General features: G+C 32.4%; 21 protein-coding genes. 10 read left to right on the top strand and 11 right to left on the bottom strand.

The window, feature by feature from the left end; translation table 11 throughout:
* Positions 1–41: 41 nt before the first annotated feature.
* The 3 genes from BED47_RS06755 to BED47_RS06745 all read right to left on the bottom strand — a co-directional run bounded on the left by BED47_RS06755 (position 42) and on the right by BED47_RS06745 (position 3,106).
* Positions 42–698 (bottom strand): potassium channel family protein, encoded by a 657-nt coding sequence (locus tag BED47_RS06755; RefSeq protein WP_069033009.1) that lies wholly within the window; start codon positions 696–698, stop codon positions 42–44.
* Positions 699–712: 14 nt separating this feature from the next.
* On the bottom strand, positions 713–2,029 hold the full coding sequence (locus BED47_RS06750; protein ID WP_069033008.1) for a potassium transporter TrkG: 1,317 nt from the start codon (positions 2,027–2,029) through the stop codon (positions 713–715).
* A 162-nt stretch (positions 2,030–2,191) separates the two neighbouring features.
* Positions 2,192–3,106 carry a DMT family transporter gene (locus BED47_RS06745; protein ID WP_069033007.1) on the bottom strand — a complete coding sequence of 305 codons (915 nt, stop codon included), beginning with the start codon at positions 3,104–3,106 and terminating at the stop codon, positions 2,192–2,194.
* A 117-nt stretch (positions 3,107–3,223) separates the two neighbouring features.
* Here BED47_RS06745 and BED47_RS06740 point away from each other — a divergent pair, with 117 nt between their 5' ends.
* The 4 genes from BED47_RS06740 (at position 3,224) to BED47_RS06725 (ending at position 7,507) form a co-directional block, all read left to right on the top strand.
* A complete protein-coding gene (locus BED47_RS06740) occupies positions 3,224–3,952 on the top strand; it encodes an alpha/beta hydrolase (RefSeq protein ID WP_069033006.1) in 729 nt (242 codons plus the stop codon).
* 113 nt (positions 3,953–4,065) lie between these two features.
* Entirely contained in the window at positions 4,066–4,581 is a 516-nt protein-coding gene (locus BED47_RS06735) for a YjcG family protein (RefSeq protein ID WP_069033005.1), read from the top strand.
* Positions 4,578–5,009: a GNAT family N-acetyltransferase gene (locus BED47_RS06730; RefSeq protein ID WP_069033004.1), complete on the top strand. Its 432-nt coding sequence runs from the start codon at positions 4,578–4,580 to the stop codon at positions 5,007–5,009. The genes BED47_RS06735 and BED47_RS06730 overlap by 4 nt, the downstream gene beginning before the upstream one ends.
* A 206-nt stretch (positions 5,010–5,215) precedes the next feature.
* Positions 5,216–7,507 carry an ATP-dependent helicase gene (locus BED47_RS06725; protein WP_069033003.1) on the top strand — a complete coding sequence of 764 codons (2,292 nt, stop codon included), beginning with the start codon at positions 5,216–5,218 and terminating at the stop codon, positions 7,505–7,507.
* Between the two features lie 64 nt (positions 7,508–7,571).
* On the opposite strand, the gene BED47_RS06720 is transcribed toward BED47_RS06725, so the two are convergent.
* Positions 7,572–7,769, bottom strand: a complete 198-nt coding sequence (locus tag BED47_RS06720; RefSeq protein WP_069033002.1) for a hypothetical protein — start codon at positions 7,767–7,769, stop codon at positions 7,572–7,574.
* 68 nt (positions 7,770–7,837) lie between these two features.
* Positions 7,838–8,188, bottom strand: a complete 351-nt coding sequence (locus BED47_RS06715; protein WP_069033048.1) for a DUF1360 domain-containing protein — start codon at positions 8,186–8,188, stop codon at positions 7,838–7,840.
* Between the two features lie 290 nt (positions 8,189–8,478).
* Here BED47_RS06715 and BED47_RS06710 point away from each other — a divergent pair, with 290 nt between their 5' ends.
* Entirely contained in the window at positions 8,479–9,018 is a 540-nt protein-coding gene (locus tag BED47_RS06710) for a CotY/CotZ family spore coat protein (RefSeq protein WP_069033001.1), read from the top strand.
* A 61-nt stretch (positions 9,019–9,079) separates the two neighbouring features.
* On the opposite strand, the gene BED47_RS06705 is transcribed toward BED47_RS06710, so the two are convergent.
* On the bottom strand, positions 9,080–9,598 hold the full coding sequence (locus tag BED47_RS06705; protein ID WP_069033000.1) for a CotO family spore coat protein: 519 nt from the start codon (positions 9,596–9,598) through the stop codon (positions 9,080–9,082).
* Positions 9,599–9,840: 242 nt separating this feature from the next.
* Between BED47_RS06705 and BED47_RS06700 the strand changes: the two genes are divergently transcribed.
* Positions 9,841–10,314 (top strand): hypothetical protein, encoded by a 474-nt coding sequence (locus BED47_RS06700; RefSeq protein WP_069032999.1) that lies wholly within the window; start codon positions 9,841–9,843, stop codon positions 10,312–10,314.
* 380 nt (positions 10,315–10,694) lie between these two features.
* Entirely contained in the window at positions 10,695–11,360 is a 666-nt protein-coding gene (locus BED47_RS06695; RefSeq protein WP_069032998.1) for a hypothetical protein, read from the top strand.
* A gap of 807 nt (positions 11,361–12,167) precedes the next feature.
* Here BED47_RS06695 and fabI read toward each other — a convergent pair.
* Positions 12,168–12,938, bottom strand: coding sequence for an enoyl-ACP reductase FabI (gene fabI, locus BED47_RS06690; RefSeq protein ID WP_091024015.1), 771 nt, complete (start codon positions 12,936–12,938; stop codon positions 12,168–12,170).
* Between the two features lie 251 nt (positions 12,939–13,189).
* Between fabI and BED47_RS06685 the strand changes: the two genes are divergently transcribed.
* A complete protein-coding gene (locus BED47_RS06685; protein WP_069032996.1) occupies positions 13,190–14,353 on the top strand; it encodes an FtsW/RodA/SpoVE family cell cycle protein in 1,164 nt (387 codons plus the stop codon).
* Between the two features lie 154 nt (positions 14,354–14,507).
* Positions 14,508–15,266, top strand: a complete 759-nt coding sequence (gene prpE / locus BED47_RS06680; RefSeq protein WP_069032995.1) for a bis(5'-nucleosyl)-tetraphosphatase PrpE — start codon at positions 14,508–14,510, stop codon at positions 15,264–15,266.
* 192 nt (positions 15,267–15,458) lie between these two features.
* On the opposite strand, the gene BED47_RS06675 is transcribed toward prpE, so the two are convergent.
* The 4 genes from BED47_RS06675 to BED47_RS06660 are packed head-to-tail and all read right to left on the bottom strand — an operon-like array spanning position 15,459 to position 18,186.
* The gene (locus BED47_RS06675) at positions 15,459–16,346 is read right to left on the bottom strand and encodes an RluA family pseudouridine synthase (RefSeq protein WP_069033047.1); all 888 of its coding nucleotides are present in this window, start codon (positions 16,344–16,346) and stop codon (positions 15,459–15,461) included.
* Between the two features lie 13 nt (positions 16,347–16,359).
* A complete protein-coding gene (locus tag BED47_RS06670; protein ID WP_069032994.1) occupies positions 16,360–17,151 on the bottom strand; it encodes an NAD kinase in 792 nt (263 codons plus the stop codon).
* Between the two features lie 15 nt (positions 17,152–17,166).
* Positions 17,167–17,790, bottom strand: a complete 624-nt coding sequence (locus BED47_RS06665) for a GTP pyrophosphokinase (RefSeq protein WP_069032993.1) — start codon at positions 17,788–17,790, stop codon at positions 17,167–17,169.
* 15 nt (positions 17,791–17,805) lie between these two features.
* Positions 17,806–18,186 (bottom strand): hypothetical protein, encoded by a 381-nt coding sequence (locus BED47_RS06660; RefSeq protein WP_069032992.1) that lies wholly within the window; start codon positions 18,184–18,186, stop codon positions 17,806–17,808.
* Between the two features lie 136 nt (positions 18,187–18,322).
* Between BED47_RS06660 and BED47_RS06655 the strand changes: the two genes are divergently transcribed.
* Positions 18,323–18,913 carry a CYTH domain-containing protein gene (locus BED47_RS06655; protein ID WP_069032991.1) on the top strand — a complete coding sequence of 197 codons (591 nt, stop codon included), beginning with the start codon at positions 18,323–18,325 and terminating at the stop codon, positions 18,911–18,913.
* Positions 18,914–19,451: the final 538 nt, after the last annotated feature.

Below are 19,451 nucleotides of genomic sequence, written 5' to 3'. Positions count from 1 at the left end.
AACGTTCCAAATAGGTAATTGTAATTGAGCCCTAATTATATTTATCCAACTTTCTTCTTAAACAATTCTATTTTTGATTTTTCTCCTACAATAAAAATTAAATCCCCACTCTGAAAAACTACGTCTCCAATTTGCGATACCATCGGTTCACCATCGCGGATGATTAGGACAACAGTTATGCCATATTTCATCGAAAAACTCATTTCTCTTAATGTTTTACCAACCAATTTTTCAGGAATGACCGTTTCAACACCTGCAACGTTTTTTGTAATTTCAATGTATTCGATGATTCCACTCATCGCTTCCATTCGTGCTGCTTTATGTCCAGCCTCCTCTTCAGGATAAATAACTAAATCCGCTCCAATACTTTCTAAAATCCCACCAACTTCACGATTATTTGCTTTACAAATAATTCTTTTAACTTTTCTCTCTTTCAATCTTCTCGTAATTAAGATCGAGGCTAAAGAATCCGTTCCAATCGCTACAAATACTGCGTCAAATTGACTTACATTTAAATCCTCTAGAATAGACTCTTCACGTAAATCGCCAATTACTGCATATTCTGTGTACTCTTCTAATTGCTCTAAAGTCTTTTTATCTTTATCACATACAACGACTTCATGACCTAACCGATCAAATTCTTTTACAATTCCTCGCCCAAAACGTCCAGCACCTATTACCAAATATTGTTTTGGCATATATACTCTCCTCCTTACCCAACTGCTAAATCTTTTTCAACATATTTTAATTTTTGATTATCGACTCTAAATACGAAATAAATCAGTGTGAAAATCCCAATTCTTCCAATAAACATTAGTAAAATTAATATTATTTTTGACACACTATGAATATTTGTTGTAATCCCTAATGACAATCCAGTATTTGTAATTGCCGAAATGGCTTCTAGTAATATTAAATCTAACTGAAACGGTTCAAAAATCGAAATTATAATGGTTGCGACCGTGATTAAAATGATAAAGCTCATCGCAATTACAAATGCACGGTCAACAACCTCTTTCTTTACACTTGTTCTAAAAATAATTGTATCGTCCTGTGACTTAATGACTGAAAACATCTTAGCGGCTAAGACCGATACTGTTGTTAGCCGAATCCCGCCTGCTGCACTCGATGAAGCTCCACCAATATACATCAGCACTAAAAGTATTAAGATGGCAGGTAATGTTAGTTCGGCAATATCTAGAGGTGCATATCCTCCATTTCGACTCGTAACTGATAAAAAAAATGAATTAGTTAGTTGATCCAAAAAATTTAAATGTTTAAACGCATGGCCTCTTTCTAAAAGCCAAAATACAATTGTTCCAAGAATCATAAACGAAAAATGTAGGCGCATATTAACCCTTGTAAATAAGGACTTTTTCTTTTTGTATTTATAGATGTACTCCATAATAGTCGGATATCCTAATCCACCTATAAAAATTAAAGCTGCTGTTACAATTAAAACTAAATTATTTTTTTGAAACGATATTAAGCTATTCCCAAATAAATCAAAACCTGTATTTGTAAAACTTGCAATTGAATGGAAAGCAGTAACTAATAAGGTTTCTAATGCAGTGTCATATTTCCCTCTAAATTGACTATAAAAAAAGAGTCCACCTATAAATTGAAAAAATAATGATGTATATAAAACTGACAAACTTAATCTTTTTATTGACTTAATGCTACTTTGATTTTGATCCTTCGATACGACTAATAGATTTGAAATCGTAATTCGAATACCGAGTATCATAAAACCATAGCTAATAAATACAACAATTCCGATTGCCCCAATTTCCATTTGGATCATTAATAGTATTTTTCCCCACACATTAAAGGTCTCAACTAAGTTTACTGTTGTTAACCCAGTCACACTAATTGCACTTGTTGAAACAAATAAACTGTCTATATAGCTTATATTCGAAATTCGCGTAAATGGGAGAAAGTATAAGAATGAAAATAAAAATGTAATGATGATATAAGAAATAAATATGTAATGGAGAGGATTTTTGGCTTTTCTCTTCTTTTTTTTCATAAGTAGCTCTTTTCTCCTTTAAATTGGCTGGATAAAAGTTTATGGAATTTTTTTCTAATAGCTATTATCTATTCTACCTATTTTTAGTTAAAAAACAAAAAAACTTTCAAACCATATGAATGATTTGAAAGCTTTTGAAATTTTTAAAATTAATTAGTTGATCTAAGCTGATGTAGAATTATCTGTTTTAACTTGTATTGAAGTAACTTCTTTTTGTTGTTGATATAAGTACAAGAATACACTCACAATTACGATCGTACCTCCAATTAGCTGAAATGATGATAACATTTCGTGAAGAAGGAAAACTGCTAAAATAGATGCACCAACTGGTTCCCCAAGTATACTCATTGATATTGTTGTAGCATTTACGTAATTTAATAAATAGTTATTTATGATATGTGCTAATGAAGGAATAATGGCAGATGCAATAAATATGATCCAATCTTTTGATTGGTAATCAAAGAAATTATCCATCGTTACGATATTATAGATTGTTAAAAATGCAGCTGAAAATGCGAATACCCAAAAACTATACACCCAATGAGATGTATTTTTTACGGTTGTTTGTCCAACCATTAAATAGAGTACTGCAGCAATTACACTTAAAAATGAAAGAATATCACCTTTAAACGCTGACATACTTAAGCCGATATCACCGAATCCTATTAGACATACACCAATAATGGCGATAATCATACATATTTTAGATTGCATAGACGTTCGCTCTTTAAATACAAAAAATCCAAGAATCATTGCAACTAATGGCTGAAGAGCTAATATAATCGTTGAGCTCGCCACTGAAGTGAAAACTAATGAACCATACCATAAAATAAAATGAACAGCTAACATTAATCCACCTAAAGCGAATGATTTATAATGCGATTTTTTTAAGGCTTTTAACTCATTTTTTCGCTTCAATACAAATGGTAGCATCCATATACATGTAAACCAGAGGCGATACATGCTTAAAACAGATGGAGAAGCTTTCGTCCATTTAGCTAATATAGCTGAAGTTGAAATCGCAATAATGGACAAAATTAATAAAGACATCATTGCATTTGGTTGTTTTTTACTCATGTTTCACCTCATTTCGACTTATTTTTGTAAGCGTTTAAAACATTTTGCTTTTCTAAATTTTTAGTATGAAGTAACATCTAATTATATCATCCTAGGGAAAAGAAGAGGAGACATTTTATGATTCAAACAAATGGGACTAGAGAAGAACATACATTATATAGTGAACACCTAAAAAAAGAAATTACATTTACAATATACTATTCAAGCATGTACACTCCGTTAATAAAACATCACTTATTAATCGCTCAAGATGGACAAGACTATTTTAATTTAGGAAAAGTTCATCGAGTAATTGAAAAATTAACAAAAGAAGGTTCAATTCAACCTACAATCATTGTAGGAATACCATATTCTTCACCAGAGGAGCGCTTTAAGCTATACCACCCTTCCCAACCTGGTCAAAAAAATTATATTCGTTTTTTAGCTGAAGAATTACTTCCGTATTTAGATGATCATTTACCTTTACTTGGATTAGCCCATAGCAGGACATTAATCGGCGATTCATTAGGTGGGACTGTTTCATTACAAGCTGCATTTACATATCCAAATACATTTGGACAAGTCGTTATGCAATCTCCATTTGTGAATGATGATGTTATAGAATTTTTAGAGAATACAAAATTAAATTCAATTCTTTCAATTGTTCAAACTGTTGGAAAACAAGAAGAAAATGTTTTTACACCAAGTAAGCAATGGGTTAATTTTGTCAAAGGTGGTTTACAGTTAAAAGATTATTTAGCTAACTTCCCTGTAGAATTACATTATGAAGAATATGAAGGGGACCATACTTGGACAAACTGGGAAAAGCAGCTTGAAGAGGTATTAAAAATTAGTTTAGCAAAATAATTCGTGAAACTTAGCGATTTTCAAAAAATTTGGTATAATTAAAATTAGTTATTTTTCTTTCGTTAATTTTTTCAAATTAAAATATAAAGTATCGCAAACAGGAGGTAATTTTTATGAAATGTGGCGTTGTTTTTTTCCCATCTAATTTCGTTCAAGAAAAGGCTAATGAGTATAGAAAACGTTTTGATCCAGCGTATACGTTAATCTCTCCTCATGTTACATTAAGAAGTGGATTCGAACTAAGTGAAGATCAACTTCCAAATATTATTTCACAATTAAATGAAATTGCGAGTCAAATTGAACCATTTGAATTGGAAATTAATAAAGTAAGTTCTTTTGCACCAGTTAATAATGTCATTTATTTAAAAGTTACACCTGTTGAAGCATTGAAAGAGCTTCATGAAAAAATGCACACTGGCGCTTTCCCAGAAACAAAAGATTATGCATTCGTACCGCATATTACAATTGGTCAGCAATTACAAGATGCTGAATTTGCTGATATTCTAGGCCAGTTACGCATGATTCAATTTAGTTACAATGAAGTAGTAGATAACTTTAAATTAGTTTACCAATTAGAAAACGGTGCTTGGGAAGTATATGAAACATTTAAATTAGGAGCAAAAAAATGAGCATTCGCACTATAGTAGCAGCAACAGACGAAAGTATACAAGACGCTCTTAAAGTAAGAGTAGAAGTTTTTGTAGAGGAACAACAAATTTCTAGAGAATTAGAGTTTGATGGCCTTGACGAAGAATGTATACATTTTGTTTCATACGATGGAGAACAACCGATTGCTGCAGGTCGACTTAGATTAATCGAATCGACTGGAAAAGTTCAGCGAATCTGTGTGTTAAGTAGCTATCGAGGAAAAAAAATTGGGAATGAAATTATGTACTTAATTCATAAAACTGCAAAGGAAAAAGGATTAGATCAATTAGTCCTACACGCACAAGAATCTGCAATTCCTTTTTATGAAAAATTAGGTTATAAAATCTCTTCCGAAATATTTTTTGAAGCTGGCATTCCACACGCAGAAATGAAACTAAAATTAAATTAAACACACTTAAAACTATGATTCAATTGAATCATAGTTTTTTCATGGGGCTTTAATATACTCGTGGCTATGAAACAAACAACGGTCTTACTAATGTATTTAGTTCGATACATATCAAAAGATACTTTTTTCCCATTAAAATTCACTTTTCGTACACAAATCTTTTTGGTAACATAGATGAGTCTGCTTTAATTTTAAGGGGGAAAATAATGAAAATTGCAAACTATCAAAATCAATCAATCTATTTACCAGAATTCCCTCGATCAAGATATGAGGAAATATATCAAGCCAGTATTCGCGGGGAAGTTAAATGTGTTAATTGCCATCAAAACTTAAATTTCACATTAACTATTTATGATATTCCTCATTTTTATCATATAAACAAAGAGCAAAATCTAGCATGTATGAATCATAACGTAGAGTTGGAGCAAGAAATGGTTGCTAGATTTGAAAATAATCCTTCTACTACGGAAAATACTGATCGTATTATTAAACTACCTACTAAGCGTTCAATTTCAAATACAGCTACAATCGAAAAAACAGATGAAAATCAATTTATTAACAGACTACCTTTTTACAATATTCCACCATATAAAATAAATGAACAAAAGACGGATCAATTTGTGATCAATCAAATTTCATTAGATTCTCAACAATGGAATGCTGTTACACATATCGGTTCACCTTTACTTGTACTTGCTGGAGCCGGAAGTGGTAAAACACGAGTCATAACAACTCGAGCAATGCATTTAATGAATAGCGGTATACTTCCTCATGAAATGATGCTTGTAACATTCACGTCAAAAGCATCTGCAGAAATGAAAGAAAGAATGAAAGGTCTAGGTTACCCTATTCAACAGATGGAAATTGGTACCTTCCATAGCATTTTCTATAAAATGCTTTTACGATTTGATCGTGCAAAATGGGATTCAAGCCGTTTAATTAAATCGGATTTTCAAAAGGAGATCATGTTAAAGCAAATTGGTCGACGACTTGAAATTGATGAAAAGTCATTTGCATACGACCAAGCCATTCAACAAATTGGCTTATGGAAGAACTCATGTGTTTATCCACATGAGATTCGATCAAAAGATGCTTGGGAAGAACAGGTCGCTTCTCTTTATGAAGGCTATGAATCATTAAAAAAGCAAAACGGGCAATTTGATTTTGACGATATGTTACTTGGTTGCTTTGAAATGCTAAATGAAAATAATGAATTACTTTTACATTATCAAAATCGATTTAAGTGTTTATTAGTGGATGAGTTCCAAGATATTAATAAAATCCAATTCAATATTCTCAAAATCCTTTTTCAACATACAGAAAATATTACGGCTGTTGGGGATGATGACCAGTCAATTTATGCGTTTAGGGGAAGTGACCCCAGGTTTATATTAGACTTTAAAGAACATTTCCAAGGATCTACAATTTATCATTTAAGTGAAAATTATCGTTCCACCCACGGGATTGTATCATTGGCAAACGAAGTCATTAAGCCAAATAAAAACCGTTTTGTAAAATCAATGCATGCTCAATATGACTACGATCAAGTACCTTCTTTCTTCTTTCCATACGATGAAGAGGAAGAAGCAACGATGATTATTAATGATATGAAAGAAAAAATTAATAACGGTGCAAATCCAGGACAATTTGCTATTTTGTATCGCACAAATACTGCATCAAGGGCTGTTTTTGAGCGATTAATTGGAACAAGCTTGCCTTTTACAATCGACCAAGATGGTGATTCATTTTATGATCGACCTATTATTCGAAAAATGATTTCTTTCTTACTATTAATAGGTGATGAGGACCACCAAGCAGCATTGAAAGAAATATTACCGGTCTTTTTCCTAAAACAACAAGCATTTCAAGATGCAAAAATGAATAGTGTATTGCAAAATCTATCTTTCTTAGAAGCATTCACCACGATTAAAAGTGCAGCACCATTTCAAATTAAAAAAATTGAAAACCTGATCAAGATTTTACGTTATTTAAAACACGCATCTCCTTTAGAAGCAATTGAGCGAATTGAAGAAAGTCCAGCATTTATGGACTATATTAAAAAGCGTGGAAATGAGTCTAATAAAATCGAACGACCTTCTGATGATTTGAGAGATTTGAAGGTCGTAAGCAAAAATTTCAAATCAATTCGAGAGTTTATTGAACACGCATTTCATATTTCTGCTAAATTTAAAGAATATAAGCAGAAAAAAAATCAATCATCACAAGGTAATATTTCGCTTTTAACAGCTCACCGTTCAAAGGGATTAGAATATGATTATGTCTATATTCTAGGGGTTGTAGACGGAGGATTCCCTCATGATTATGCTTTAGAATCCTTAAAAAATGGTAACTTAGATCAACTAGAAGAAGAACGTCGCCTTCTTTATGTGGCATGTACAAGAGCTAGAAAGCTATTATACTTATCGATTCTTCAAAAAAGAAGAGGAAAAAAAGCTAATACATCAAGACTAATTCGACGTTTTATTAATAAGAAATGAGATTGAACAACTTTCTTGTATAAAAAATTAAGGTGAGCAAAATATGCTCACCTTTTTTTATGGATTATCGTCTAGTTGTTCTACTGCCACAGCCACAACCTGATTTTTTCACGTAGCCTGCCGGAGCTCCTTGGTAATAAGGGTTATAGTTCGCTTGATTCATTTGTTGCTGCATTTGTTGTTGCTGCATTTGGTACTGCTGTTGTTGTTGGAGTTGTTGCCATTGAAAAGGAGTCATTTGACCCTGACCTTGATTGTACATATCTTCCCTCCTAATTAAGTCTATTCACAATAGTATATGAAAGGAATTTTCAATCGTTCTACCTAAAATTATGAATTCAGTCTATTAACAATCGTTTCTATTACGCCAGCTGCCCCTGCAATAGCTAACAAAATGATGATGAACTCACCCACATATGGAAAGAACACATATATTAATAGTAATAACGCTGTACACCAAATTCCACTACACCAAGTACAACTTAATAGCTCACCAAAAAAGTATTGGATTCCACTTCCTTTAATCTTTGTATAAGTAACTGGCATCCCATTCTCTTCAAGCGTTATTTCATCAATAAAAGGCCTTCTTAGAAAAGCTGTTATTTTATCGTGAACTACTAAACGAGTCAATCGAAAGCTTGCCAAAATTAAGATGAATAGCAACAACCAACTTATATCCATGTTAAGTACGCAGGACAAGGGATATGGATGCAATGGGTAAATAATCTCACTTCCTTACCCTACATTTATGCTCCTCTAATCCCTTCCAACCCTTCTCCTCCCCTTTTCTTATTTCTCTCCCTATTTACATATTACAGATCTAAGCTCTTCTTTGTCTTTCCTGCTTAAACTGTACTACTTTGCTCCTAAGCCCATTTATCTAAAAAAGCAAAAATCTTCAGTAACCGTTTTTCGCCTGCTTAATATCATAGTAATGTAATATCCATCTAAAGTGATAAGGAGTGAAAATGATGAGTTGCAAAGACAACCACGACAAAAAAAGAAACCATTGCGTATGTGACGTTGTAAAATTCATAAATGATCTACAAGATTGCGCAACAAACACTTGCCCAACAGGTTGTGACGTTCCATTCTTAGGTGCTAACCCTAATGTACCACTTGCAAATACTCGCCCTTTCCTATTGTATTTAGCAAACGGTGAATTATTTAGAGTACCAGCATTTAATCATAATAATATGATGATGATGGCACAAAATCGTGATGGCAATGATAACAACAACAACAACAACAAAAACGGTCAAATGAACAATTGCCAAGATACAGTTGTTTTCCGTGTTGAAAGTGTAGATGAAGATTGCTGTGCAGTGTTAAGAGCATTAATTCCAGTAAACAACAAAGACAACAAAGACAACAAAAACAACAACCAAAATACTTTCTGCGAATTAGTAGACTCTGACATGTTTGTAGCATCAAACACTTGTGTAACAGTTGACCTAGATTGCTTCTGTGCAATCCAATGCCTACGTGACGTACACGTTACAAATCTGTAAGTTTAATGTAAACTAAAAAACTATGGGTGGTAGATCATGTATCTACCACCTTTTTAACGCGTTAAATACCTACCATTTGAATACTTACAATACTTTGAATATCCAATTCAACATCATTAATTTTTGAAGAAACCTTAATTGAAACCTTTCCTTCGTTGTAACCCATAATATAGCCAATATATAAATCTTTTTCTGTACGAATTCGGCACTCAACTTTTGGAATATAATGAGGCTTATTTATCATAAATAATACTTTTTCTTCATTCGTCATCGCTTTAAATGGTTTTTTCATCCAAGTATTGTCTGCTTCGACTTGTTCTTCTTGATCTTCTTGTTCTTGTTGCTCTTCTTGTTCATCTAAATCTACAACATCTTCCAGTTCTTCTAATTCTTCTAATTCATCTAGTTCTTCAACTTCCACGTATTTAGAAGCTACATATTCTTTATCCTTTTGTTTTTGATCCTGATTATTTACTTTGACCACATATGAGTGTTGTACGTTCAACTTGGCTTCTTGAAAATCAGGCTGTGCAATATATAATAATGGCTTTACACCCTCTTTAGACTCTTTTCTTGCCATTGTTGTTCCTCCCTCGTAAGTGTGCTCTCATAAATTATATGAACGGACAATATTTATCATGTTACTTTTTTCTCAATCAAGTAATCTACAAATTTAATTGAAATACCAAATATTTGCCCATCAACACTTGACTAATTTTATACATATTCATCTAAATTGGACAAATATCCTAGTACAAACAATTGACAGGGCACATATAAATACATTGTAACCGCACAGAAAAAACAAGGAGCGATGAAAAAGTGAATAAAGAGTTATTCTCAGTATTCGTAGGTAAAGGAGTTAGAATTGGTCGAGGAGGTCATGAATCTAAAGAAGGTTTATTACTTGGTGCATATGAAACACATATTGCTCTTTTTACAGAGGCTGAAGGTGTAATTTACTTCCCTTATACTCATATTAAAAGCGTAACTTCATTTGCAAAAGGTAGATTATCTTATGATGAAATGTACAATACGATTGAATTATTACCAAACGAGAGTTTTGTAGACTTATTAAATTCTCAAGTTAGACAATGGGTAAAAATTAATCGCGGTGGCCACGACAAAGTTGAAGGTATTCTTCTTGATGCAAACCATGATTATGTAGAAATTTCTTTTAACGATGAACTAGTGTATCTTGCTACTTATCATGTAAAAAGTGTAAGTTTCGGAGAAAAATTTGAAGTTTACGAAAGAAGTAATACGACAAGCCAAACATTAAGAAGAAGAAAATAATGTTTAGAAAGGTCGTTTTATGAAATAAAACGACCCTTTTTTTATAAAACTTTGACCCTCGATACCATTCTAATTATGTAAAACCCTTATAGAGTAATTTGAAACTATACTTAATTTTGAGTGGTAATCAATAAATCATTGGAAGTATGCTGTTATGAACTAACTGATCCAACTATAAAGTTTTCAAACTTAATAATCTTTTTTCATTCATATAAGACAGGCACTATCTATCTTGCCAACCTTTAAATGAAATGATTGATTTTATTTAGACAAACTATCATTCTAATCGATATGCCCATATAAATAAAATTGAAAATCCTTTTTCAGAAATGAACGTGTCTGAATCATAATGATTTATCTTTTTAAGAAAGGAGAAAATCATGGCAAGTTTCAAAAATTTTCTCAACAAACAAGTTACAATTGAAATATCTGGTAACAGTAATGTTGATGGAATCTTAATTGAAGTTGGAAATGATTTATTAGTTGTTTTCAATGGTGAAAATTTCCTTTATATTCCACTACTTCATATTCATAATCTTAGTGAAAGTACACTCGAAGAATCATTTGGTGTTGTTCCCTCCCTACAAGAACTAGAACACGAAAAAGATGAGTTATCTTTACGTAAAGTCTTAACTGCTGCCAAAGGGATTTTTGTTGAAATTAATCTTTCAAATAATCGTTCTTTTCATGGCTTTATTACAACCATCATGAATAATTACTTTGTATTCTATTCACCGATCTATAAAATCATGTATATATCCCTACAGCATTTAAAGTGGTTAACCCCTTATCTCACTGAAAAGACCCCTTATATGTTAAGTAATAATTTATTACCTGTTAATCCTTCTAATATCCCTCTAGCACGCACGTTAGACGTTCAATTAAATAAGTTGATTGGTGAATTAGTCGTAATGAACAGTGGAGAAAATTACGAATATATAGGTAAGTTGAGTTCTATTGACTCAAATTTCATAGAGTTGACTACATCTAGAGGAGAAAGCAAATTAGTAGGTCTTCGTCACTTAAAATCAATTTTTATTCCGTAAGAATTAATAAAATTAAAATGCCACATTTTACAATAAAAAAGTGCCTATTTATGTCATCATAAGAAAGCACTTTTTTTTGTTTGACTAATGTCAGGTTGATTTCCCCAACAGAATGTTTACCCATATAAAGAACACACTTATTTTCTTTTGAAGGATGCACGCTTTTCATGGCGATGTGGGCATGAGCTGAGTGCCTCGTTGCATTCTATTACCGCATCTCAAGATGAGTGAGCAACATCAGTTTCAATTTGATTTGAGTATATTATTTTCTTTTTTTGGCTGTTTTACTTACTTATAACCCCTTATGAGTTACCAAATTTCAGATTCTTTCTGTTTTACTTACTCATGAACCCCTTATGAGTTACTAAGTTTCAGATTCTCGCTGTTTTACTTACTCATGAACCCCTTATGAGTTACTAAGTTTCAGATTCTCGCTGTTTTACTTACTCATGAACCTCTTATGAGTTACTAAGTTTCAGATTCTCGCTGTTTTACTTACTCATGAACCTCTTATGAGTTATTATGTTTCAGATTCTCCTGTTTTACTTACTCATGAACCCCTTATGAGTTACTAAGTTTCAGATTCTCGCTGTTTTACTTACTCATGAACCTCTTATGAGTTATTATGTTTCAGATTCTCGCTGTTTTACTTACTCATGAACCTCTTATGAGTTATTATGTTTCAGATTCTCGCTGTTTTACTTACTCATGAACCTCTTATGAGTTATTAAATTTACCCATGACTAAGTATGTAATATCAACACAAAAAAATAGAAGCCATTTAGACTTCTATTGTTCTTACTATTCTTATCCCATTATATGGTATCCTGAATCAACATGAATGTTTTCTCCAGTAATACCTCTTGCTAAGTCACTAAATAAGAATAAAGCAGAATCTCCTACTTCTTCTTGTGTTACGTTTCTGCGTAATGGTGCTTTTTCTTCGATCTCTTTTAAGATTGTATTAAAGTCACCTACTCCTTTTGCAGAAAGCGTACGGATTGGTCCTGCAGAGATTGAGTTTACGCGAATATTGTATTTCCCTAAATCGTTTGCTAAATAGCGTACAGAAGCTTCTAGAGCTGCTTTAGATACACCCATTAGGTTATAGTTTTGCATTACACGCTCGCCACCTAAGTAAGTTAGCGTAACAATGCTTCCGCCTTCAACCATTAATGGTTTTGCTTCACGAGCTACACCTACTAATGAGTAAGCACTAATGTTTTGTGATAATAAGTATCCATCACGGCTTGTGTCTACAAAATCACCTTTTAAGTCCTCTTTATTAGCAAAAGCGATACAGTGTGCTACACCATGAATTGTGCCTACTTGCTCTTTAATTGATGCAAAGCATTTTGCTAAATCTTCATCACTAGTTACATCACATTGAACTAAAAGATTGTTAGGATTTTCTAGTGAGTCAGCTAATTCACGAACACCTTTTTCTAATCTTTCATTTGCGTATGTAAAAATTAAATTTGCTCCCGCGCTATGTAATGATTGTGCAATACCCCAAGCGATACTACGGAAGTTTGCAACACCCATAACAACAAAAGTTTTTCCTTGCAATGAAATCATATCATTCATCTCCTTTATTATTAGTTATTAGTACTAGATACTAAAATAGTAGCACAAATACGATGAATTGAAAATAGTAAAGTTATTTATAGCTTTATCCACAAAAAATATAAATATAATAGTTTATTTAAAAAGAGTTTATAGTTTTGAATTCCTTTAAGGACAAAAATAAACTATAATGATGATTGTCGTACATTAAAAGTGCCTATTTAAAAGCATACTAATAAAACTTATTATAGAGAGGTGAGGACATGAAGGAAGACCGTACATCTCCCTTTCAAATTGATTTCAAATTACTTTTTATCCTTTTTTGTATTGCCGCTGTAAGTTATCTTGCAATTACTAGTGCAATGCCAAGCCTTCCTGCAAATCTAAGAAACATCAATTTCGCTGGACAACAAATTAAATGGTATATCATTGGACTTGTTGGTATTGCCTTTATTATGATTATTGATTTTGATCGATATAAAAATGTTATTTGGTATATGTATGGTTTTGGATTACTCCTACTACTTGGTTTAGAACTGCATATTCCAGGTGCTAAAACCATCAAAGGTGCAACGGCATGGTACACCTTACCTGGTATTGGTAACTTTCAACCATCTGAATTAATGAAAATTTTTATGATCATTATTTTAGGAACCATTATATCAAGACATAATGAAATGTACGCTGTTCGTGGAAAGAGAGAAGATATTTTACTTTTAGGTAAAATATTCGGTATTGCGTTACCTCCTCTACTTCTGATTGCGAAAGAGCCTGATTTAGGTAATACAATGGTTATGTGTGCAATTATCGCAACAATGATTTTAATTTCTGGAATTCGTTGGCGCTATATTCTTGGACTAGTTTTATTCACGATTGCCCTTGGTGCTTTCATGGTTTATCTATACTTTTATCATTTTGAATTTTTCACATCGCATGTGCTTGAGGAATACCAATTAAATCGTTTTTACGGTTGGTTAGCGCCTTATGAATACCCTTCTCAAGGTTATCAGCTTACTCAGGCATTAATGGCAGCTGGTTCTGGTTTGCTTACTGGTAAGGGGTTCCATAACGGTGAAGCTTACTTCCCTGAACCACATACAGATTTTATTTTCACAGTAATCTGTGAACAATACGGATTCATAGGAGCAAGTGTAGTAATTTCATTATTCTTCTTATTAATTTATCGAATGATTCATATTGCTTTAGAAAGTAACGACAAATTTGGTAGCTATATTTGTGCCGGTGTTGTAGGAATGTTTACTTTCCAGATTTTCCAAAATATTGGTATGACGATCGGTCTACTTCCTATTACAGGGATTACTCTACCATTTGTAAGTTACGGAGGAAGTTCTCTAGCAACTAATTTACTTGCAATTGGATTCATCCTTAATGTAAGATCTAGAACAAATAAGTATATGTTTGACTGATAGAGTAGAAATACAAAGGGTAAAGATCTAATGAAGATCTTTACCCTTCTTTTTTTATATTTAATACACTTCTTAGAAAGTTCTTTTACGCTGCTAATTTGGGGCATACTACGATTATTACTAGTTGAAATAACAGACTAAAAGGAATGATAGGATGAAATACGATATCATAGGCGATATTCATGGTTGTTATAATGAATTTGTTGAATTAACTAAAAAACTTGGTTATTCGTGGGAGAACAATATTCCTGTTCACCCAGATAATCGAAAGTTAGTTTTTGTTGGTGATTTAACGGATCGCGGACCTAATTCGCTTGCAGTTATAAAAGTAGTATATGAACTTGTGATAAAGCATAAGAAAGCACATTATTCACCAGGGAATCATTGTAATAAACTTTATCGTTATTTTCTTGGTCGCAATGTAAAAATTCAACATGGACTTGAAACAACAGTTGCTGAATTAGAATCAGTTAGCGGTAAAGAAAGGAGCCATTATCAAGCATCGTTTAAAAAACTTTATGAAGGCTCCCCTCTATATAATGTTTTAGACAATGGAAAATTAGTTGTTAGTCATGCTGGTATACGTGAGGACATGATTGGTAAGCATTCAAATAATGTTAAAACATTCGTTTTATATGGAGATATTAATGGAGAAGTGCTCCCAAATGGGATGCCTGTAAGAAAAGACTGGGCGAAAGAGTATAAAGGTAAAGCACTAATTGTCTATGGTCATACTCCAATAAAAGAACCAAGAGAATTAAATAATACAATTAATATTGATACTGGCGCCGTCTTCGGTGGTAAACTTACAGCATTTTCGTATCCAGAACATAAATATACCCAAGTACAATCTTCCATGCCATACATTGAAGAAAAATTTAGTTTTTACGAAGAAAAAGAAAGCAGAGTTTAGGAAAATAGATACAAAAAAAGTAGGTTTCTGATCGGAACCTACTTTTTTGCTGATAATGTAAGCGCTCACTTATCAGCTTAATATATTAGTCTCTTCCATCCCCATGGAGAAACACTACATACTAAAAATAATCTATTATTCATATATTGTCAATAAATTATACAAAATTTAGACAAATTTATTACTTGACATTCACGATTCCAATAACCTCTCTAAATCAACAGGTAAAGCGATTTCAAAGTTTTTTTCCGTATGATCAATTGGATGAACAAATGACAATTGATAGCTATGCAACGCCTGCCTTTTTAATCGATCAGTATTACCTCCATATAAGTCATCCCCGATTAATGGATGTCCAATCGAAGACATATGTACCCGGATTTGATGTGTTCGACCCGTTTCTAATTCTAATTCAACAACTGAGTAGTCCCTATTTACTACAAGGACTTTAAAATGTGTGATTGCTTCTTGTCCCTCTTCAGAAACAATTCTCTCGATAATACTATCACTTTTCCTAGCAATCTTTGCACGTATTACCCCTTCAGTGCCATTCATTTGTCCATGAACAATTGCTAAATACTTTCTTTGTACATTTTTTAGTTCATTTTTCGAAAATAAATAATGAATATAACGATTTTTGGCAACTAACATTAATCCTGAAGTATCTTTGTCTAATCGAGTGACTATATGGATGGTCGATTGGAGCCCAATTGTTTGATAATAAAATAATAATCCATTTGCAAGAGTACCATTAGGATGCTCTCTAGAAGGTATACTTGGTATTCCAAAAGGTTTATTGATGACTAATACAGCATCATCTTCATAAACAATTTCAAAAGGAATATCTTCAGCTATAAGATCCACACTTGGTTTCTCGATTGGAAAATAGATTTGAATAAGATCAAATTCGTTTAAAATTGTACGGACAGTTTTTTCTTCACCGTTTACTGTAATTTTTCCACCTTGAAATTTTATATCTGTGAGAGCACGTTTAGAGAGCTCCTTTAATTTAAGAAACTCTCTAAGTAATATTCCATTATGCTCTTTTTTTACTTCCCATGATAGACTAAATTGCTTCATATTCTTCACCATTTTATTTAACAAAAGAATCAACGACACGCTTCCAAAATGGAAATGGTCTAAAACGTGCAAAACGTACTTTTTCATGAGCTACTCGACATTGAATCGATTTAACATCTTGATGTACGATTGTTTTATGATCTAATGTAATTTGAAAATTTGCGTTTCTTACAGGTTTAAGTAAGCAAGTATGATGTTTAGGTAAAACAAGAGGTGAACCAATTGTACGAAAAACTCGATTATTAATTGAAGCCATCTCAGCAATTTGAATCGCTTCAATTGATGGATGAATAATAGCTCCCCCAAGTGCTTTATTATACGCTGTACTTCCTGAAGGTGTAGAAATACAAAGGCCGTCACCTCTAAATGTCTCAAAATGCTGACCTTTTATTTCAACATCAATCACTAATGTACCTTCAAGACCTTTTATCGTACATTCATTTAAAGCTAATGTTTGCATTTCTTTTCTTCCATCCTTATAACGGATGATTACTTCCAATAAAGGATATTCAACTACTTGAAATGGAGTTTTAGCAATTGCAATAACAAGCTTTTCTACCTCACTTGGTACCCAATCAGCGTAAAACCCTAAATGACCAGTATGAACCCCTACGAAAGATACTTTATCGAGAAGATGAGTGTAATTATGAAAAGCATGAAGTAAGGTACCGTCACCACCTACAGATATGACAATTTCAGGCTCTTCTTCATCAAATTTAAAATTAAAACTCTCTAAATAATCTCTCATTCGTTTCGTCAGTTCATTGGACTCTTGATCGCCCTTAGACATAATTACGAATTTCATTTTCTCGCCCTTTCCTTATTGGTCGTTTTTTTTCGAAAACTCTGCTTGCGCCTCTTGAATCTCTCCTCTAATAAGGGACATTTCTTCATCTAATAGAAACGCTGCTTCAGCTGCTCTTTGTAACCGTTCATGAATATTTTCAGGGTATTTCCCTTTATACTTATAATTTAAAGAATGCTCTATTGTTGCCCAAAAATTCATCGCAAGAGTTCTTATTTGAATTTCAACTAAAACTTTTCGTTCTCCTTCAATTGTTTGAACTGGATATTCAACAACAACATGATAAGAACGATACCCGCTATTCTTTTTATTTGTAATATAATCTCGCTCTTCGACAATTGTAAAATCTTTGCGTTTGCGAAGAAGCTCCACTACATTTTTAATATCCTCAACAAATTGGCACATCATTCTAAGACCGGCAATATCCTGTAATTCCGTTTCTAAATTCGCTAAAGGAATTCCTTTTCTTATCGTCTTATTAACAATGCTATGAATAGGCTTAACTCTCCCAGTTACAAACTCAATTGGGGAATGCTGATTAGTTTCTTCAAACTGTTTTCTAATCCCTTTTAACTTTACCTTCAATTCACTTACTGCTTGTTCATAAGGTGCTAAAAAACTTTCCCATTGACCATTCATCCAATCACCACCAACTTACTTCTCTTCTAAAAATGCACTTTGAACTTGCTTAACAAATTCTTCTCCATAGTTAAAATTACCTTCAACATTTTGGATCAAATAAGTTAACTCTTCATTCCAATTATTTAGCGAAAGATCCTTTTCGCCGACCTTTAAAAATACGTTTAAATTTTGATCATTTGCTTTTTTCAAGTCCGACCAATATTCATAAGGAACTGTAACATATACAAATTCTTCTTTTTCTTCTAATATATACAATAGTGAACCTTGGTCTGAGTCTGCAATCATTGTTCCTACTTCATGACACTGTTCTAAATCCATTTTTGTATCGTCGATTAACAGAAATAAACCATCTTCATTTATATTTATTCCATTTATTTCAAGCATTTTTCTCATCACTAAAACCTCAACCTTTTTAATGTATGTATTTTATTTAATTTTGACCATTTCTATTGTAACATATCAAATAGAAAATAGACGAAGACTAGCACATTCAATAACAAAAATTATACTTAAAAATAAGGAGTTAATTATGGCTAAAGAAATTGAAATTGAATTTAAGAACTTATTAACAAAAGAGGAATTTGAAAAGCTTAAATCGTATTTCCAAGTTAACGAGTCAAGTTTTCAATCGCAAACTAATTATTATTTTGAGACACCTGATTTTACAATTAAAGAACATGGTGGAGCATTAAGAATCCGCAAAAAGTCACTAACTTCTTATACTTTAACTTTAAAAATAAAACAAGCTGTCGGACATTTAGAAATTAATCAAAAAATAAGTGAAACTGAAGCATCAACTATGCTAAAAACCTTCGTTCTTCCAGATGGAGAAGTAAAAGATTATATCAACGAAGTAAAATTAAACTTAAATGCCCTAGTATTAATAGGTGACTTAACAACAAACAGAGTAGAATTTCCATATGAAAATGGGCTCTTAGTTTTAGACCATAGTACATATTTAAATCACGAGGATTATGAGTTAGAATTCGAAGTTTCGGATGAAAACATCGGTAGACAACAGTTTATCAATCTGTTAGAAAAGCAACAAATCCCTCAGCGTGAAACTTTGAATAAAATTAGACGCTTTTTTAATGTTAAACAAGGAAATCAAACTAACTGACATATGAGCACCATTTTTAGTTTAAAAGGAATGTCTACGTATGCTCTGTGAACCTACTGAGTATACGTAAAGTTTGTTGAGTAGCCCAACGAAAATAGTTATTTTTAAACGCCGAAGAAACCTAAAGGGTATATTTTTTGCCTTTATTAGTATGAAGGCAATTTTATCAATCTTTTTATTGTTAAATAGAAGATTTCACCCAACTTTTTAAACGATAATCTACAATTAAAGCTGCTTTGCTAGTTTGCCATTTGAAAATAACTACTTTTGTCCAATTTTTTTGTCATTATGCCTTAACCGGTATGGGTATTAATTTCTCTTATTTGCTATTACTAAGGATTTTATTGCGATATAGCTATTTTTATTTGCGTTTCTCTTTTTTTAATTGCAGATATGACGATTTTATTTGCGATTTTGGAATTTTATTTGCAGATCATACTTTATTTACACAGAAAATCTCCTTTTTTGCAGATCAAACTCTCCGCTCTCGGTTTTATATATATATTTCACAATTGTATTTTGCAATCCACTCAGATTT

The sequence above is a fragment of the Gottfriedia luciferensis genome, assembly GCF_001712755.1.
Lineage (GTDB): Bacteria > Bacillota > Bacilli > Bacillales > Bacillaceae_G > Gottfriedia > Gottfriedia luciferensis_B.
Note: the sequence above shows the minus strand (reverse complement) of the source record. Positions and strands in the feature narration are given on the sequence as shown.

What these genes read in the sequence shown, in the direction of transcription:
- BED47_RS06755 (WP_069033009.1), bottom strand. Translation starts at nt 698, where the DNA reads ATGCCAAAACAATATTTGGTAATAGGTGCTGGACGTTTTGGGCGAGGA.
- BED47_RS06750 (WP_069033008.1), bottom strand. Translation starts at nt 2,029, where the DNA reads ATGAAAAAAAAGAAGAGAAAAGCCAAAAATCCTCTCCATTACATATTT.
- BED47_RS06745 (WP_069033007.1), bottom strand. Translation starts at nt 3,106, where the DNA reads ATGAGTAAAAAACAACCAAATGCAATGATGTCTTTATTAATTTTGTCC.
- BED47_RS06740 (WP_069033006.1), top strand. Translation starts at nt 3,224, where the DNA reads ATGATTCAAACAAATGGGACTAGAGAAGAACATACATTATATAGTGAA.
- BED47_RS06735 (WP_069033005.1), top strand. Translation starts at nt 4,066, where the DNA reads ATGAAATGTGGCGTTGTTTTTTTCCCATCTAATTTCGTTCAAGAAAAG.
- BED47_RS06730 (WP_069033004.1), top strand. Translation starts at nt 4,578, where the DNA reads ATGAGCATTCGCACTATAGTAGCAGCAACAGACGAAAGTATACAAGAC.
- BED47_RS06725 (WP_069033003.1), top strand. Translation starts at nt 5,216, where the DNA reads ATGAAAATTGCAAACTATCAAAATCAATCAATCTATTTACCAGAATTC.
- BED47_RS06720 (WP_069033002.1), bottom strand. Translation starts at nt 7,769, where the DNA reads ATGTACAATCAAGGTCAGGGTCAAATGACTCCTTTTCAATGGCAACAA.
- BED47_RS06715 (WP_069033048.1), bottom strand. Translation starts at nt 8,188, where the DNA reads ATGGATATAAGTTGGTTGTTGCTATTCATCTTAATTTTGGCAAGCTTT.
- BED47_RS06710 (WP_069033001.1), top strand. Translation starts at nt 8,479, where the DNA reads ATGAGTTGCAAAGACAACCACGACAAAAAAAGAAACCATTGCGTATGT.
- BED47_RS06705 (WP_069033000.1), bottom strand. Translation starts at nt 9,598, where the DNA reads ATGGCAAGAAAAGAGTCTAAAGAGGGTGTAAAGCCATTATTATATATT.
- BED47_RS06695 (WP_069032998.1), top strand. Translation starts at nt 10,695, where the DNA reads ATGGCAAGTTTCAAAAATTTTCTCAACAAACAAGTTACAATTGAAATA.
- fabI (WP_091024015.1), bottom strand. Translation starts at nt 12,938, where the DNA reads ATGATTTCATTGCAAGGAAAAACTTTTGTTGTTATGGGTGTTGCAAAC.
- BED47_RS06685 (WP_069032996.1), top strand. Translation starts at nt 13,190, where the DNA reads ATGAAGGAAGACCGTACATCTCCCTTTCAAATTGATTTCAAATTACTT.
- prpE (WP_069032995.1), top strand. Translation starts at nt 14,508, where the DNA reads ATGAAATACGATATCATAGGCGATATTCATGGTTGTTATAATGAATTT.
- BED47_RS06675 (WP_069033047.1), bottom strand. Translation starts at nt 16,346, where the DNA reads ATGAAGCAATTTAGTCTATCATGGGAAGTAAAAAAAGAGCATAATGGA.
- BED47_RS06670 (WP_069032994.1), bottom strand. Translation starts at nt 17,151, where the DNA reads ATGAAATTCGTAATTATGTCTAAGGGCGATCAAGAGTCCAATGAACTG.
- BED47_RS06665 (WP_069032993.1), bottom strand. Translation starts at nt 17,790, where the DNA reads ATGAATGGTCAATGGGAAAGTTTTTTAGCACCTTATGAACAAGCAGTA.
- BED47_RS06660 (WP_069032992.1), bottom strand. Translation starts at nt 18,186, where the DNA reads ATGAGAAAAATGCTTGAAATAAATGGAATAAATATAAATGAAGATGGT.
- BED47_RS06655 (WP_069032991.1), top strand. Translation starts at nt 18,323, where the DNA reads ATGGCTAAAGAAATTGAAATTGAATTTAAGAACTTATTAACAAAAGAG.